This is a genomic window from Streptomyces sp. NPDC001220 (assembly GCF_053597895.1).
Genome location: NZ_JBSFJE010000024.1, coordinates 27,775 through 44,869 on the forward strand (window position 1 = coordinate 27,775; position 17,095 = coordinate 44,869).

12 protein-coding genes are annotated in these 17,095 nt (G+C 70.2%); 10 read left to right on the forward strand and 2 right to left on the reverse strand.

Annotated features, from left to right (window positions below):
• Positions 1–196: 196 nt before the first annotated feature.
• Positions 197–1,840 (reverse strand): phosphodiester glycosidase family protein, encoded by a 1,644-nt coding sequence (locus ACWDGI_RS39535; RefSeq protein ID WP_450767668.1) that lies wholly within the window; start codon positions 1,838–1,840, stop codon positions 197–199.
• Positions 1,841–2,247: 407 nt separating this feature from the next.
• On the opposite strand from ACWDGI_RS39535, the gene ACWDGI_RS39540 reads away from it, so the two are divergent.
• The 4 genes from ACWDGI_RS39540 (at position 2,248) to ACWDGI_RS39555 (ending at position 5,061) form a co-directional block, all read left to right on the forward strand.
• Positions 2,248–2,988 (forward strand): SDR family oxidoreductase, encoded by a 741-nt coding sequence (locus ACWDGI_RS39540; protein WP_450767670.1) that lies wholly within the window; start codon positions 2,248–2,250, stop codon positions 2,986–2,988.
• Between the two features lie 60 nt (positions 2,989–3,048).
• Positions 3,049–3,948, forward strand: a complete 900-nt coding sequence (locus tag ACWDGI_RS39545) for an SDR family oxidoreductase (protein WP_450767672.1) — start codon at positions 3,049–3,051, stop codon at positions 3,946–3,948.
• A gap of 74 nt (positions 3,949–4,022) precedes the next feature.
• Positions 4,023–4,361: a nuclear transport factor 2 family protein gene (locus tag ACWDGI_RS39550; protein WP_450767674.1), complete on the forward strand. Its 339-nt coding sequence runs from the start codon at positions 4,023–4,025 to the stop codon at positions 4,359–4,361.
• A 79-nt stretch (positions 4,362–4,440) separates the two neighbouring features.
• The gene (locus tag ACWDGI_RS39555; protein WP_450767676.1) at positions 4,441–5,061 is read left to right on the forward strand and encodes a TetR/AcrR family transcriptional regulator C-terminal ligand-binding domain-containing protein; all 621 of its coding nucleotides are present in this window, start codon (positions 4,441–4,443) and stop codon (positions 5,059–5,061) included.
• Positions 5,062–5,228: 167 nt separating this feature from the next.
• On the opposite strand, the gene ACWDGI_RS39560 is transcribed toward ACWDGI_RS39555, so the two are convergent.
• Positions 5,229–7,832 (reverse strand): PA14 domain-containing protein, encoded by a 2,604-nt coding sequence (locus ACWDGI_RS39560; protein ID WP_450767678.1) that lies wholly within the window; start codon positions 7,830–7,832, stop codon positions 5,229–5,231.
• A 157-nt stretch (positions 7,833–7,989) separates the two neighbouring features.
• On the opposite strand from ACWDGI_RS39560, the gene ACWDGI_RS39565 reads away from it, so the two are divergent.
• The 6 genes from ACWDGI_RS39565 (at position 7,990) to ACWDGI_RS39590 (ending at position 17,038) form a co-directional block, all read left to right on the forward strand.
• The gene (locus ACWDGI_RS39565; protein ID WP_450767680.1) at positions 7,990–9,003 is read left to right on the forward strand and encodes a LacI family DNA-binding transcriptional regulator; all 1,014 of its coding nucleotides are present in this window, start codon (positions 7,990–7,992) and stop codon (positions 9,001–9,003) included.
• A 142-nt stretch (positions 9,004–9,145) separates the two neighbouring features.
• A complete protein-coding gene (locus ACWDGI_RS39570) occupies positions 9,146–10,243 on the forward strand; it encodes an ABC transporter substrate-binding protein (protein ID WP_450767682.1) in 1,098 nt (365 codons plus the stop codon).
• Between the two features lies 1 nt (position 10,244).
• A complete protein-coding gene (locus ACWDGI_RS39575; protein WP_450767684.1) occupies positions 10,245–11,762 on the forward strand; it encodes a sugar ABC transporter ATP-binding protein in 1,518 nt (505 codons plus the stop codon).
• Positions 11,755–12,717 (forward strand): ABC transporter permease, encoded by a 963-nt coding sequence (locus tag ACWDGI_RS39580; protein WP_450767686.1) that lies wholly within the window; start codon positions 11,755–11,757, stop codon positions 12,715–12,717. The genes ACWDGI_RS39575 and ACWDGI_RS39580 overlap by 8 nt, the downstream gene beginning before the upstream one ends.
• Positions 12,714–13,745: an ABC transporter permease gene (locus tag ACWDGI_RS39585; RefSeq protein ID WP_450767688.1), complete on the forward strand. Its 1,032-nt coding sequence runs from the start codon at positions 12,714–12,716 to the stop codon at positions 13,743–13,745. Before ACWDGI_RS39580 ends, ACWDGI_RS39585 begins: the two co-directional genes overlap by 4 nt.
• Positions 13,715–17,038 carry a TIM-barrel domain-containing protein gene (locus ACWDGI_RS39590; RefSeq protein ID WP_450767690.1) on the forward strand — a complete coding sequence of 1,108 codons (3,324 nt, stop codon included), beginning with the start codon at positions 13,715–13,717 and terminating at the stop codon, positions 17,036–17,038. The genes ACWDGI_RS39585 and ACWDGI_RS39590 overlap by 31 nt, the downstream gene beginning before the upstream one ends.
• Positions 17,039–17,095 lie beyond the last annotated feature (57 nt).

Here is a 17,095-nt window from a genome sequence, read left to right on the forward strand (position 1 = left end):
GGTCCCAACTGTCGAAAGCGCGTCGTGGCCGGCGGCCGACGTGGTCGTGGTGTCGGCTTTCGGGTGAGTGCCTGTTTCACATTGTCAGGTCGGGCCGGCCCGGCGACCTCACAGCCGATGCACGCGACTCCGCCGCCCGGCGGGTTGCGGGGCGGCGGAGTGGTGACACGGTTTCTCGACGGTGCCGCGCGGGCGGTCAGTCCCGTCCGGCGCGCGGCAGGACCTGGACCGTGTCGCCGACGGCACGCTCGCCGGTGGTGTCGGACGTGACGTTGACGAGGCTGCCGTCGACGGCCATGGCGCTGGAGCCGCCGCCGTCCAGGTTGAGTGCCTGTACCGCGCCGAGTGAGCGCATGAACCGGGCGGCCTCCGCGAGCGTGAAGCCCTCGCTGACACCGGGCTGCCGGCCGTCGACGGTCACGAGCAGCAGCCGCCCGCGACCGTCGACGCCGGCCAGGGTGCGCGGCTGGCGCACGTTGGACCAGGCGAACCCGAAGGAGAGGTCGAGCGGGTCGAGTGTGCCCTCGGCGGCTGCGTCGATGTGGATCCGGCCGTCCTCGACCAGGGTCGGGGCCGCGCTGACGATGCTGTCGTCGGGACCGAGCCGGACCTGCCTGCCCGAGGCGTCCCGCACCGTCTCGCGCAGCTCCAGCCGGCTGCCCGTCCCGGCGTGCTCGGTGAGCCAGGCGGCTGCGGCCCCGGTGCCCTGGAGGACCGAGCCGCCCGCGGGCACGGAGCCGCCACGGGCACCACGCGATACGACGACACCATGCCGGTCGAGGACCACCTGGACACCGGCGCCGGTCGGCAGTGGCGCCCCGAACTCGGAGGTGAACTTCACCAGGTCGTCCGCGAGCGAGCAGGTGACGTCCTGGCGGGGGAGCGCGGTGGGTACGGCGGCGGGGCGGCCGCAGTTGCGCACCTTGCCCGGGACCCGGTTGATGCCCTCCACCGCGCGGACGGCGGAACCGGAACGGACGGTCACGCCGGTGGACAGGTCCGCGACCCGGACGTGCCGTCCACCGTCGGCGAGGACCAGCGCGGCACGGGAACCGGCCGCCATGGACTGCAACTCACCGTGCACCGCGGACAGCCCGGCCGAGGTGCCCTGGACGCCGTCCGCGTCGGCGGTGACGAAGAATCCGCCGTTGACGCCGACCAGGGAGCCCAGACGGGCGGCCACCGTCGAGGTCTTCTCGCGGTCGGCGGTGTCGCCGCCGTCGCTCACCTCGATCGTGCCGCGCAGCCGGGCCGGATCGACGACGGCGACGTGGATGCGTTCCGCGTCGGCGCGCCGGCGTCCGTCGTAGCCCGTCCACTCGACCGAGGTACGGAATCCGGCGGCCGACATCGCAGAGGCCCGCGTCACCGCCTCGGCCTGTGTGGCGTACCGGCCGACCCTGACCTGCCACCCCATCGTGCCGTGCGGGGTGTCGGCGTACGGGTCCCAGGTCACCCGCTCGACGCGCGGCGCGAACCCCGCGGCCCGCAACCGCCCGGCCGCGGTGTCGGCCCAGCCACGGTCACCCAGCGGGGCCCAGGTGGCGGCACCCGTGAGGCGGTTGACGGCCGGAGCCTGGACGGTGACGGTCCATGTTCCGGAGGCCCGCGGGTCGCTGAGCACCCCGGTACGGACCTCGACCCCGGGCGCCACGTGCCGAGTGGTCCACGCGACGGCATCCGCGACGGTGTCCGCGGTGGGGCCCGCGGTCCGCGCGTTCGCGCCGGCCGGCGGCACGAACGCGAGCAGGGCCAGCGCGGTGCCCAGCACGAAACCCCGTCCCGCCTTCCGGCGTACTCCCCGTACCGCGCACCCGAACGTCTCGGCTCTGACAGACATGCCTCTCCTGACGTACGACTCGGCTTGTGCGGCGCCACCTGTCATACCCGCCCCGCCCTGCCATCCCAGACCCACGCGAAGGCCCCTGCGTGAAGTGGCGGACACGTGGTGGAAAAGCCTGTCTTACATCCGACACACCCTCATGTCCCTGCCTGCGAGCGGGCGTCCGCCCCCGCGAACTCCCCGTACCGTGCACCGCTGACCGGAAGCCGCCTCGCTCACCGTGCCCCGCGCTCGGCGTGCTCCCTGTCCGTGTGGCCGGAGAAGGCGCGGGTGAGTTCGGGCGGCGCGGCGCCGTGCCTGCGCGGTGTCCGGGAAGACCCCGCCCCAAGATATGGACGGTGCGTTCATTTCGCGGTTATATGAACGAGCCGTTCATTTGGAAGCACCTGAAAAGGAGACCCCCCATGAGCACCCCCACCACCGACCGTGTCGCACTGGTCACCGGAGGCTCGGGCGGCATCGGCCGCATCGCGGCCGAGCGGCTCGCCAAGGACGGTTTCGCGGTCGCCGTGCAGTACGCGGGAAACAGGACCAGGGCCGAGGACACCGTGGCCGCGATCACCGCCGCCGGCGGCAGGGCCCTGGCAGTGGGAGGCGATGTCGCCGACGAGAGTGCGATGAGCGCGGCGTTCGACGCGGTCGAGTCGGCCTTCGGCGGTATCGACGTGGTCGTGAACACCGCCGGCATCATGATCCTGGCGCCGATCGCGACGTTCGACCTCGCCGACCTGGACCGGATGCACCGCACGAACATCCGCGGCACCTTCGTCGTCTCCCAGCAGGCGGCACGCAGGGTCCGCCCGGGGGGTGCGATCGTCAACATCTCGACCTCGGTGGTCCGCACCCAGCTGCCGGGCTACGGCGCCTACGTCGCCAGCAAGGCCGCAGTCGAGGGCCTGACCCTCATCCTGGCCCGTGAGCTGCGCGGCCGGGACATCACCGTCAACGCCGTCGCGCCCGGCCCCACCGCCACACCGCTGTTTTTGGACGGCAAGGACGACGCCACCATCGTCAACTTCGCCAAGGCGACCCCGCTCGAGCGGCTGGGCCGGCCCGAGGACATCGCCGACGTCGTCTCGTTCCTGGCCGGCCCCGCGCGCTGGGTCAACGGACAGGTCCTCTACGCCAACGGCGGACTCGCCTGACCCCTGCCGCCCACGCACCACCCTGCCCCTCGACCGTCACTGCGGAAAGGAACCACGTCCATGTCCACCACCGGCAACATCGTCGTCATCTCCGGCGCCTCCAGCGGTTTCGGAGCACTCACCGCCCGTGCGCTGGCGGACGCCGGCCACACCGTCTACGCCGGCATGCGCCAGACCACCGGCCGCAACGCCCCCCAGGTCCAGGCCGCCGCCGACTACGCCGACGGGCACCACGTCGACCTGCGGTCCATCGAGCTCGACGTGAATTCCCAGGTCTCGGTCGACACCGCCGTCGCAGAGGTCGAAGCCGAGCACGGCCACATAGACGTGCTGGTCCACAACGCCGGACACATGGTGACCGGGCCGGCCGAGGCCTTCACCCCCGACCAGCTCGCCGAGCTCTACAACGTGAACGTCCTGTCCACCCAGCGCGTCAACCGCGCTGTGCTGCCGGGTATGCGCCGGCGCCGGCAAGGACTGGTGGTCTGGGTGTCCAGCACCAGCGTCAAAGGCGGCACCCCGCCCTACCTCGCCCCCTACTTCGCAGCCAAGGCGGCCATGGATTCCCTCGCGGTGTCCTACGCCGGCGAACTCGCCCGCTGGGGCGTGGAGACCTCGATCGTCGTCCCCGGCTCGTTCACCAGCGGCACCAACCACTTCGCTCACTCCGGCCACCCCGACGACACCACCGTCGAGGCCGAGTACGAGAGCCGGTACCCCGGCCTGATGGACCAGGTGGCGAAAAAGCTCGCCGCCCTCGCCCCCGAGGACGCGCCCGCGTCGCTCGTCTCCGACGAGATCGCCCGCATCGTCGCGCTGCCCGCCGGACGGCGCCCCTACCGCGTGCACATCGACCCTGCCGACGACGGGTCCGAGGAGGTCTCCGAGACCGCCGACCGTATCCGCCGCGGCTTCCTCACCCGCATCGGCCTTGCCGACCTGCTCACCGTTCAGAGCTGAAAACCCCTGGTCCGGAACGGCAGGGGGACGTCAGGCCTGGCGTCCCCGCCCCACTCACCGAGGAGGCACCTACCATGAGCATCATCGAGATCCCCGCCGCCATCCAGACCTTCGTCGAGGCGACCGACCAAGGCGACGCCGAGGCGTTCGCCGCCGCGTTCACCCACGACGCCGAGCTCAACGACTGGGGTCGCGAGTACCACGGCCGTGACGGCGTGCGCGCCTGGGACCGGACCGACAACATCGGAGTACAGGCACACTTCGCGCTGGACGCGATCGAACCCGGCACGTCATCCGACACCTATGTCGCCACCCTGACCGTGACCGGCAACGGCCACAACGGCACCGGCCCCATGACCTTCCGCCTGCGCGACGGGCTGATCGCGAGCTCCGTGACACCGCGCGTGCCATGACACGCGCAGACTCGACGCGGGCAGGCGCCCACCTGGAAACCGACACGACACGACCCCCGGCAACCGAGCAGGAGCACACATGGCGAACGACGCGAACCGACCCGCTGCCGGGGAGGGCAACGCTCGCGGACGGGGGCGCCGGCCCGCGGACGAGGTCCGGGCAGACGTACTGCGCACCGTCGGGGACCTGCTGCTCAGCGAAGGCGTCGGCGACCTCACCTTCGAACGTGTCGCCCGGGCGTCGGGCGTCAGCAAGACCACCCTCTACAAATGGTGGCCCTCCAGAGGCGCGCTCTCCCTGGACGGCTACTTCCACGCCGTCGAGGACACGCTCGCCTTCCCCGACACCGGGGACATCCGCGCCGACCTGCTCGCCCAGCTCCGCGCCTTCGCCAAGGTCATGACCAAGACGCCGGGCGGTCGCATACTGGCCGAGCTCATCGGCGAGTCACAGACGGACCAGGACCTGGCCACGGCCTACCGGAAGCTGTACTCGTCGCAGCGGCGCCGGCTGGCGGGAGAACGCCTTCACCGAGCCCAGGAGCTCGGCCAGATCCGCACCGACGTCGACGTGCAGATCCTCGTCGACCAGCTCTGGGGCGCCGTCTACCACCGGCTGCTCATCCCCGACGAACCCGTCACCGACGACTTCGTCACCGGACTCGTGAACAACCTGCTGGACGGAGTCCGCCCGAAGTAGTCCGGTGACGAACCCGGTGACAGCGGCGGGAATGCGGTCCGCCGCCGTCCGAAAGACGGCGGCGGACCGCACCCCTCTCATGGACGGCGACGGACCGCACCCTTTTCACGGCCGGCGCAGGACACTCGGCGCAGCGCGGGGAGGCGTTCGCCGGTTCCGGTCGGCCGTCAGGCGCACCCGGCCGGGGTGGCCCGTGAGGCGTCGGAGATCAGCGCCCGCTGGGCCGTCCTGAGCCGCTGGACGTCGGGCTTGACGACCCTGCGGTCGTACGTCAGCAGGCCGTTGAGCTCACCCTCGACGTCCGAGATCTGGGTGTACACCGCGCCGTTGCCGCCCTTGCAGGCCAGCGCGTGGACCTCGGCGAGCTTGGCCAGGTAGTCGTCGGTGTACGTCGCCGGGTCGACGTCGACGTACGACTGCTGCACGGACCAGGCGTGTCCCGGTACCGCGAGGCCGAGGCCGCCGTACTCGCCGCTGACCAGGGCACGTCGGCCGTCGGGGTGGGGCGGCAGGGCCGGACTGGGATAGCCGTGCTCGTCCATGATGTCGCCGGTGCCGCCGTCGTCGCCGAGGTTGAGCCCGGACATGGAGTTGACCAGCCGGGTCGGGTCCCAGGACTTGGCCTGGTCGGCGATGCGGGCCATGTCGTACTGGCCCCAGCCCTCGTTGAAGGTGACCCACATGACGACCGACGGGCTGCTGAAGTGCTCGTCGATCATCTGCTTCATCTCGCGTTCGTACTCGGCGCGCGCCTGGGCGGACGGGTTCACTCCGGCCGTCATCGCGGGCATGTCCTGCCACACCATCAGGCCGAGCCGGTCGGCCCAGTAGAACCAGCGGTCGGGCTCGACCTTGATGTGCTTGCGCACCGCGTTGAAGCCCATGCTCTTGTGCATCTTCAGGTCGTAGGCGAGAGCCTCATCGGTCGGGGCGGTGTACAGGCCGTCCGGCCAGAAGCCCTGGTCCAGAGTGGCCATCATGAAGACCGGCTTGCCGTTGAGGAGGGTGCGTGGGACACCGTTCACCTTCTCGACCCCGATCGACCGCATCCCGAAGTAGCTGCCGACACGATCGGCTCCGACGCTCACCTTCAGGTCGTAGAGGAACGGGTCGTCGGGCGACCACAGACGCGGGTTCCGGATGCGCAGGGTCAGCGGCGTGCCGCTCCGGCCGGTGACGGTGGCCACCTTGCGCTTGCCCTCGTAGGCCGTCGCCGTGACCGGCAGGCCGTCGCGGACGCCCTGCGGCTCGACGGTGAGAGTGCCGGCGTCGACGTCCGGGGTGAGCTTGAGCTGGTCGACGTGGTCGACGGCCACCGGTTCCATCCACACCGTCTGCCAGATTCCGGAGGTCGGCGTGTACCAGATGCCGCTGGGGTCCAGGCGCTGCTTGCCGACCGGCGGGTTCTCGCCGTCGGCCGCGTCGGTGGGGTCGTAGACGCCGACGATCAGCTCCTGGGTGCGGCCGGGCTTGAGGGCGTCCGTGACATCGGCGCTGAACTTGTCGTATCCGCCCTGGTGTTCGGCGACCTTGGTGCCGTTGACGTACACCTCCGCCCGCCAGTCGACCGCGCCGAAGTTCAGCTGCAGCCGCTTGCCGGAGCCGATCTTCCAGCCGGCCGGGACGGTGAAGGTACGCCGGTACCACATGCGGTCCTCGTGCCGTTCGAGCCCGGACAGCTGCGACTCGACGGGGTACGGGACGAGGATCTTCTCGCCGAGCTTCCTGCCCACCGGCGGCTGTTCGCCCGCCGTGGCCGCCGCGAACTGCCAGGTGCCGTTGAGGTTCTGCCAGGCACCACGCGTGAGTTGGGGCCGCGGGTACTCCGGGTGGGCGTTGCCCGGCCCGACCTTGTCGGCCCACTTGGTGCGCAACTCGTACGTCGACCTGTTGGCACCGCTGCTCCAGAAGGAGCTGACAACGTTGCCATCCGTGCGGGTCAGGCCGCCTCGACCGTCGTAGCGCAGGTCGGCGAGGCCGGACGCGGTGCCGGTCTTGTTGCCGACGACGGGCTCCTTCAGCGTGATCAGCAGCTTACGGGGGTCGATGGAGTCCAGCCGGGCATCGCCCAGCGGCCAGGTGGCGCCCCCGATCACGGCGTCGAGGTGCTCGCCGAGGCCGGCCGGCGGCGCGCCGAGCGGCTGCGCGAACTCGAGGGCGAGGGTACGGCCGCTCGCCAGGACGGCGGTGGAGACGGCTCCGTCGTAGTCGTAGCCGTCGGGCAGCCGGAACGCCGACTGCGGTACGGCGGTCTTGGTGCCGCCGGGCGGGGTCCAGCGCAGGTGGAGGTTGGACCCGCCGTAGTGCTCGAAGTACTCGACCTTGATGTCGTAGGCCTTGTTCGCTGTCAACTCGACCGGCTGGCTGGTCTGTTCGCGGTCCCAGTCGTCGACCCAGTGGTCGATGACGAGCTGCCCGTCGACCCACAGCCGGAAGCCGTTGTCGCCGATGATCGAGAAGGTCGTGGGGCCGGTCTTCTCCGGGACGATCTTCCCGGTCCAGCGGACGCTGACGTCGTCCGACTGGCCGGTGGCGAAGTTCAGACGCGGCTCCAGGGTGTCGAAGTCGAGGTTCGGGTCGAACCCGGTGGCTTTGAGCTCGTGGAAGTCGAAGGCGCCGGGGGCGGACTGGGTGTAGTACTCGCCCTTGAGGCCGTGGACTTCGACGGGATCGTCGGCCGCGGTGGCGGCGGGTGCCGCGGTGAGGCCGGCAAGGCCCAGTGCCGCGGCGAGCAGTAGGGCGAGGCGTTGTCCGAGAGGTCTGATGCGCACGAATCCTCCTTGGGTGAGGAAGGGTGGCGGCTCGTTGCTTCAGTCTGTACAACGTTGGAAGGAACGGCAGTTGGCATGAGAGCACGGCTCTCGGCCCCTGTCCAGGGGCATGACAATCCCCGGGGTACGGGGCACTCATCGACGCTGAGGAGATCCCTTGCGGGTCAGCCTGAGGGACGTGGCGGAACGCGCGGGCGTTTCGATCAAGACCGTGTCCAACGTGGTGAACAACTATCCGCACGTCACCCCGGCCATGCGCGCCAGGGTGCAGGCGGCGATCGACGAGCTGGGCTACCGGCCCAATCTGACCGCGCGACATCTGCGCAAGGGCCGGACGGGGATCATCGCGCTCGCCGTTCCCGAACTCGGCAACCCGTACTTCGCGGAGCTGGCCGGCGCCGTGATCGACGCGGCCGCGGAGCACGAGTTCACGGTCCTGCTCGACCACACGCGGGGCGAGCGCGAACAGGAGATCCTGGTCAGCCAGGGATTCCGGGGCGGGGTGATCGACGGGCTGATCCTCAGCCCGCTGACCCTGGAGGCCGAGGATCTGCAGGGCCGGTCCGCCGACGTACCGCTGGTGCTGCTCGGTGAGCGCGAGTACGGCCTGCCCTTCGACCACATCGCGATCGACAACGTGGCGGCGGCCCGGTGCGCGGTGCGCCATCTGCTGGGCTGCGGCCGGACCCGGATCGCCTACCTCGGCGTGCGCACCGACTCCGTGAACCAGCCCGCTCACCTGCGACTGGACGGCTGGCGCGCGGAGTTGACGGCGGCCGGGGTGCCCGCGCCGGACAGCCTGGTGGTGCCGGTCGGCGGCTGGGACCGGGACGACGGGGCGCGTGCGATGGCCGAGTTGCTGGACTCCGGAGTACGTCCGGACGCCGTTTTCGCCTTCAACGACCTGATCGCGATCGGGGCGATGCGGGTGCTGCACGAGCGGGGTCTGCGGGTGCCCTGGGACGTGGCGGTGGTGGGTTTCGACGACATCGCCGAGGGGCGCTTCGGTGCCGTCACCCTGACGACGGTGTCGCCGGACAAGCAGGCCATCGCGAAGATGGCCGTGGCCTCGCTGCTGCGCAGTCTTTCGGGCCGCGAGGAGCCCGGCGGACGCGAACTGACCGCGAAGTTCGAGCTCGTCGAGCGGGAGAGCACCCTGGGCCGACGGTGACGAGATTTCGGACGGAAGGCTTTACACGGCTCTTCCAACGATGTAAAAACCTCCCCTGAACGACGAGCACGCCGAGTTGACGCAAGAGCAAGCCTCCCCGAGAGCGCTCTCAGCTCCGGGGCCGTGCCGTTTGGGGACACTCATGAAGCCCACCGCACTTGCCCGTCGCACCTCCGCACGAACCCTTCTCGCCGCCGGCCTCGTCACGAGCCTCGCGCTCGCGACCGGATGCACCAAGTCCGAGGACGACTCGGGCACGAAGCCTTCCGCCTCGAAGCAGGACGACGCCGGCCAGGTGGTCGCCTCGCCCGGCACCGCCTCCGGCCCGACCTGCACCATCGACGCCTACGGCGGCCGGAAACTCGATCTGAAAAGCGCCACCGTCGGCTTCTCCCAGTCCGAGAAGGAGGCCAACCCCTTCCGGATCGCGGAGACCGCCTCCATCAAGGCCGAAGCCAAAGCCCAGGGCGTCAGACTGCTCACCGCCAACGCCCAGTCGCAGTTCTCCAAGCAGATCAGCGACGTCCAGGACCTCATCGCCAAGGGCGCGGACCTGCTGGTCATCGCACCGCTCAACTCCGACGGCTGGGAGCCGGTGCTGCGCACCGCGGCCGCCAAGCACATCCCGATCGTGACCATCGACCGCAAGATCAACGCAGCGGCCTGCAAGGACTATGTGAGCTTCATCGGCTCCGACTTCGTCGAGCAGGGCAAACGGGCCGCGGACCAGATGATCCAGGCGACCGGCGGCAAGGGCGAGATCGCCATCCTGCTCGGCGCGGCCGGCAACAACGTGACCACCGAGCGCACCGCGGGCTTCGAGGACCGCATCAAGGAGAAGGCACCCGGCCTCAAGGTCGTGTTCCGTCAGACCGGCGATTTCGCCCGCGAGAAGGGCCAGTCGGTCACCGAGAACCTCATCCAGTCCAAGCCCGGCATCACCGGGATCTACGCCGAGAACGACGAGATGGGTCTCGGCGCCGTCAACGCCCTCAAGGGCGCGGGCAAGAAGGCCGGCGACGTCAAGATCGTGACCATCGACGGAACCCGCAACGCCGTACAGGGCATCGTGGACGGATGGATCTACGCGGTGATCGAGTCCAACCCGCGCTTCGGGCCGCTCGCCTTCCAGACCCTCGACACCTTCACCAAGGGCGAGAAGGTCGGGCAGGACATCGTTATCAAGGACAGCGCCTACGACAAGAGCAACGCCCGGTCGGACCTCGGCAAGGCCTTCTGACGTGCTCTCGGTCACCCAGCTGTCCAAGACCTTCCCCGGCGTGCGCGCGCTGTCCGACGTGGACTTCACCGCGCGCGCCGGGGAGGTGCACGCACTCGTCGGCGAGAACGGCGCGGGCAAGTCGACGCTCATCAAGGTGCTCACCGGGGTGTACCGGCCCGACCACGGCGAGGTGACGTACGACGGAGAGCCCGTCCGCTTCACCACACCGCTGCAGGCCCAGCAGGCGGGCATCTCCACCATCTACCAGGAGGTCAACCTCGTCCCGCTGATGAGCGTGGCCCGCAACCTGTTCCTCGGCCGCGAACCGCTGGGCCGGCTGGGCCTGATCGACTTCCGGCGCATGCACCGTGAGGCCGACGAGGCACTGCGCGGACTCGGCATCCGGGTCGACGTGCACCGACCGCTGCGCGAACTCGGCGTCGGCGCACAGCAGATGGTCGCGCTCGCCCGCGCCGTCGCCGTCGAGGCCCGCGTCGTCATCATGGACGAGCCGACCTCCTCCCTCGAACCACGGGAGGTCCAGACCCTGTTCGAGGTGATCCGCATGCTGCGCGAGCGCGGCGTCGCGGTCGTCTACGTCAGCCACCGCATGGACGAGCTGTACGAACTCTGCGACACGATCACCGTCCTGCGCGACGGACGCGTCGTGCACACCGGCCCGCTCGCCGAGCTCGACCGGCTGCGGCTGGTGGCCATGATGCTCGGCCGGGAGATCGGCGAGGTACGCGCGGAAGGCATGACCAAGTTCTCCGGCTCGCACGACACCGACGCCGAACCCGTGCTCACCGCCACTGAGTTGACGGTACGGCACAGTCTGCGGGACGTGTCACTGGCGATCCGGCCCGGCGAGGTCGTGGGCCTGGGCGGGCTGCTCGGCTCCGGCCGCAGCGAGACCGCGAAGGCCATCGCCGGGGCGCTGCCCACCGACACCGGCCGGGTCGTCGTCGCCGGCGTCCCGGTACGGGCGGGCTCGACCGCCGCCGCGATCCGCGCCGGCATCAGCCTGCTGCCGGAGGACCGCAAGAGCGAGGGCATCATGCCGGGTCTGTCGGTCCGCGAGAACATCGCGCTCGCCGCGCTGCCCGGGCTGTCGCGCTTCGGCCTGGTCGACGACGCCCGCGTCGACCGGATCGTGGACACGTTCATGAAACGGCTCCGGATCAAGGCCGCGGGAGCGCACCAGAAGGTCGGCGAACTCTCCGGCGGCAACCAGCAGAAGGTCCTGCTGGCCCGCTGGCTCGCCCTGCACCCGAAGGTCCTGCTCCTGGACGAGCCGACCCGCGGCATCGACGTCGGCGCCAAGGCCGAGGTGCAGGCACTCATCGACGAACTCGCCGACAACGGCCTCGCCGTGCTGCTGATCTCCTCCGACACCGAGGAACTGATCGAGGGCAGCGACCGGGTGGTGGTCCTCAAGGACGGCGTCGTGGTTCGCGAGCTGACCGGTGACGCCGTCACCGAGGGCGAGCTGATGCGCGCCATCGCCGCCGTACCCGCTGGAGAAAGCGATGACTGAACTCACCTTCGCGCGTGGCACGCTGGACCGTACCCGGCTGCTGCGCCTGCTGCAGGACTACGGCGTGTACGCCGGCGTCCTGGCGCTGCTGCTGTTCAACTTCGCCTTCACCCCCCACTTCGCCTCCTCGGAGAACTTCCGCACCCAGGCCGTCCAGGTCGCCCCCGTCCTCGTCGTCGCGCTGGGCATGGCGCTGGCGATCGGCACCGAGGGCGTCGATCTGTCGGTGGGCTCGGTGATGGCCATGGCCACCTCCCTGCTCTCGCTCTACCTCGGCTACGGACCCTGGATCGCCGCGTTGATCGCGTTGATCGCGGGTGCCGTGGTCGGCGTCGCGAACGGCGCGCTGATCGCGTTCGTCGGCGTCCAGCCCATCGTCGCCACCCTCGCCCTGATGGTCGCCGGACGCGGACTGGCCCTGGTCCTGCTGCCCCAGCTCAAGGACGTACGCGATCCGGGCCTTGCGGCACTCGGCTCCGGCGACGTGCTGGGCGTGCCCTACCTGGTCCTCATCGCCACGGCGCTCGCGGTGCTGGTCGCGTTCGTGATGCGCCGCACCACCTTCGGGCGGCAGGTCCTGGCCATCGGCGACAGCCGTCCGGCGGCCCGGCTCGCCGGACTCCCGGTACGCCGGGTCCTGGTCGTGGTCTACGTCTGCTCCGGCGCCCTCGCCGCGATCGCGGGCGTGCTCGCCACCGCCCGCCTCGCCGCGAGCGACCCCACCTCCCTCGGCACCCTGATGGAACTGTCCGCCATCACCGCAGTGGTCGTCGGCGGCACCCCGCTCAGCGGCGGACGGGTGCGCATCGGCGGCACCGTCGCGGGCGCCGTGCTCATCCAGTTGCTCACCACCACCCTCATCAAGCACGATCTGCCGCCGTCGTGGACCCAGATCGCCCAGGCCGTGGTGATCGTCCTCGCCGTCTACGCGGCCCGGGAACGAGGCAGGCGATGACCACGCAGACCGAAGAGGCCGGAATGCCGGCCGACACCGTGAGCCGAAGGGGCGCCGGGCCCGGGCGCATGAACCGTTCCGAGCGGCTGAGCGGGCTCGCCCAGCAACACGGCGCCCTGGTCACCCTCGTGGTCGCCATGGCCGTGGCGTCGCTGAGCTTCGACACCTTCCTCACGGGCGACAACCTGGAGAACATGGCGCTGTCCTCGGCGTTCCTCGCCGTGGTCGCCCTCGGCATGACGTTCGTGATCGTCACCGGCGGCATCGACCTGTCGGTGGGCTCGCTGTTCGCCCTCGGCGGCGTCCTCGCCGCCTGGGGCTCGCAGTACGGCACGGCGGTGGCCCTGCTGCTGCCGCTCGCCGTCTGCGGACTGATCGGCCTGGTCAACGGGGTACTGATCGCGCACGTCCGGCTGGCGCCGTTCATCGTCACCCTGGCGGCGATGCTGGGCGCCCGGGGCGTTCTGCTGGCCATCACCGACGAGGGCTCGAAGACGTATCTCGTCGACAAGGACTCCTTCTTCGCCACCCTCGGACAGGGCTCCCTGGGCGGCATCGGAGTACCCGTGTGGATCACCCTGGCCCTGTTCGTGCTCGGCGCCGTCGTGCTGCGCCGGACCAGGTTCGGGCAGTACGTCTACGCGGTCGGCGGCAACGAGGACGCGGGGGCCCTGATGGGCGCACCGGTGGCCCGTACGAAGATCTCCGTCTACACGCTGTCGGGCCTGTGCGCCGGGCTCGCCGGCGCACTGAACGCGGCCTGGCTGCTGTCCGGCGTGACCATTCTCGGCAGCGGCATGGAGCTGGAGGCCATCTCGGCCGTGGTCATCGGCGGCACCCTGCTCAGCGGCGGTTTCGGCTTCATCAGCGGCTCCCTCGTCGGAGTGCTGCTGCTGAAGGTCATCCAGAACGTGATCAACCAGATCGGCTCGCTCGACTCCGCCTACCAACAGGTCGTCAGCGGAGCCTTCCTGGCCGTGGTGGTGGTTGCCCAGACATGGCTGGGCCGGAGACGGAGAGTGCTGTGAAACCATCCTTGCCGAGATCCCGCCGCAGGCCGGGGCGCCCCGCCGTCGTCGGGACGGTGGCCATCGCGGCGCTGGGGCTCTGCCTGGTCACACCGGGCGTGGGGGCCGCGGACACCGCGAGCCGGCCGAGCCGTCCCTCCGCCGTCACCGTGCAGGACGCCCGCTTCGAAGTCCTGTCACCGACACTGATCCGGACGGAGTACGCGGGTGACGGCCGCTTCGAGGACAGCCCCACCTTCAATGCCGTCGGCCGGGACTCCTTCACTCCGCCGCCCTACACCTCGTCCGTCAGCGGCGGTGTCCTGACCATCACCACCAGCGCCATGACCCTGCGCTACCGGGTCGGCTCCGGACCCTTCGACGGCGACAACCTGACGACCTCCTTCAAGGCAGGGCAGACGCAGGTGCTCGCGGCGCCCTGGCAGCACGACGTGTGCACCGTCGGCGCCCTGTGCGAGGCGGAGGACCAGCTGTACGACGGCCCGGGCCTGGCCACGGATCACAGCGGGTTCACCGGCAAGGGCTTCCTCGCCGGTTTCGAGGTCGACAACAACTCCCTGGCCGCGGACGTGCAGGCATCGTCCGCCGGCACCTACGACCTCGCCGTGCGCTACGCCAACGCGGTGGGCGGCGACGGACACCACGAGGCACGCACCCTCAGCCTCAGCGTGGACGGCGGCGCGGACAGGACGTTCACGCTTCCGGCGACATCGGACTGGAACACCTGGGGTGTGGCCCGCCTGCCGCTGACGCTCGGCGCCGGTCCGCACGCCGTGAGACTGCACCGCGCCGCCGCCGACTCCGGAAGCGTCAACATCGACAGCCTCGCCCTCCTCACCTCCGGTGCCACCTACCCCACCCGAGCGCAGACCGCGGTCAACGGCTGCCGGTTCGGGACCAGTTGCGAGGCCGAGGACGCCCTCCTGTCAGGCTCCGCGGTCATCGCCACCGATCACAGGAGTCATGCCGGCTACGGCTTCACCGCCGAACTCAACCAGGGATCCGGTATCTCGGACCGGATCACCGGCGTACCCGACGACGGCACCTACCTGCTGAACCTGCGCTTCGCCAACGGCACCGGCAGCGACGGCCTGCACCAGCCACGGACGATCGAAGTCGGCACCGGCGACGGGACCTCCCACCCTCTCACGCTCCCGGCCACCGACAACTGGGACACCTGGCAGTCGGCCTCCGTCCCCGTCGAGTTGAAGGCGGGCACCGACCAAGTAACCCTGAACTGCCCGGAGTCGACCAGCTGCCACGTCAACCTGGACACCCTCGCCCTGAGCCGGCAAGGAGAGGCCGCACCCGCACCCCACCTCGCCCTGGGCGGCTACCGCCGCAGCCTCGACGGCCTCAACGGCGACACCGAACCCACCCCCTGGACCACGCCCGGACTCCTGCACCGGGACGGCTGGTACCTGCTCGACGACACCCCCTCCGCGGTCTACGACACCGCCACCAGGAAGGCCACGCCACGCCCCGCCCATGGTGGCCGGCCCTACCAGGACGGCTATCTCTTCGGCTTCGGACACGACTACCAGCAGGGTCTGTCCGACCTCGCCGCGCTGACCGGGCCGTCACAGTTGCTGCCGCGCTGGGCCTACGGCGTCTGGTACTCGGAGTACATCGACCGCACGGCGAGCGACTACGAGAACACCATCCTGCCCGCGTTCCGCGCCGCGGACGTCCCTTTGGACGTGCTGGTCACGGACACCGATTTCAAGTCGCCGAACACCTGGAGCGGTTGGAACTTCGACCCGGCCAAGTTCCCCGACCCCAACGCCTTCTTCGACTGGTCCACCGGCCAAGGGCTGCACAACACCCTGAACGTGCATCCGAGCATCCTCGGCTCCGACCCGCAGTTCGCGAAGGCCCAGAGCACGGCCAAGGGCAAGCTGCGAAAGGGCGGTTGCGCAGGCAGCGCCGGATCGGACTGCTACACCTTCGACTTCGGCGATCCCGACCAGCTCAAGGCCTACCTCGACCTGCACCGTCCGTTGGACCAGGCCGGCAACGACTTCTGGTGGCTGGACTGGTGCTGCGACGCCTCCCGCTCCTCCCAGTCCGGAGCCACCCCGGACGCGTGGATCAACCAGAAGTACGCCGACCTCACCTCCGAGACCAGCGACCGCGGCTTCGTCCTGTCCCGCGCCTACGGCTCCCTCCAGGCCGGCGGCTACAGCGGCGGCGTAGGCCTGCCCACCGGCCCCTGGGCCGACAAGCGCAGTACCCTCCACTTCACCGGTGACACGACGTCGAACTGGGGCACCCTGCGCGCGGAAATCGGCTATACGCCGGGGGAGTCGGCCGCCACCGGCCTCGCCGCCGTCAGCCACGACATCGGCGGCCACAACGACGGATACGGCATCCCCGGAGCCGAGACGTACACCTCGAACGGCCAGACCCACCGCACCACCAAGCTGCCCGACGACCTGTACGCACGGTGGGTGCAGTTCGGCACCTTCCAGCCCGTCGACCGTCTGCACAGCAACCACAGCGACCGCCTGCCGTGGCAGTACGGCACCGAAGCACAGAATTCCGCGGAGAAGTTCCTCCGGCTGCGCGAGTCGCTCGTGCCGTACACGTACACCCTGGCGCACGAGGCCAACACCACCGGCGCCCCGATCGTCCGCCCGCTGTACCTGCAGTACCCGGAGGAGGAGAACGCCTACACCAAGGCGGACAGCGAGTACCTCTACGGCCCCGACATGCTGGTCGCACCCGTCACCACACCCGGCACCGACACCACCACGTCGGTGTGGTTCCCTCCCGGGCAGTGGACGGACTACTTCACCGGCCGCACCTACACCGCACCCGCCGGCGGAGCCACGCACGACATCACGACCACCCTGGACACCATGCCGGTCTTCGTCCGGGCGGGCGGCATCGTCACCACCCGGTCCGACAACGTCCCCGACGACGCCCAGAGCCCGCTCGACAAGGTCAGCATCACAGTGGCACCGGGAGCATCCGGCGCGTTCTCCCTCTACGAGGACGACGGCACCACCTCGCATGCCGGCCGTACGGCAACCACCCTGATCCGCTACACCGAGCACAAGGACGCACACCTGCTGAAGATCTCCCCTGCCAAGGGAACCTTCCGAGGACAGGCGGCCCACCGAACCTGGACCGTGTCCTTCCTCGGCGTGAACGAACCACCGAGGGAGGTGACCGCGGGCGGCACCCGGTTGACCGCCTCGGCCTGGCACTGGGACGCCGACACCCACGTACTGCGGATCACCACACCCGCGCACAGCATCCGCGCTGCCACGGCCGTCGCGTACAAGTAGAAGTCCGGGACTGGTCCGGGCCCTGCCGCGCATGTCGTGCCTGGCGGCAGGGCCTGG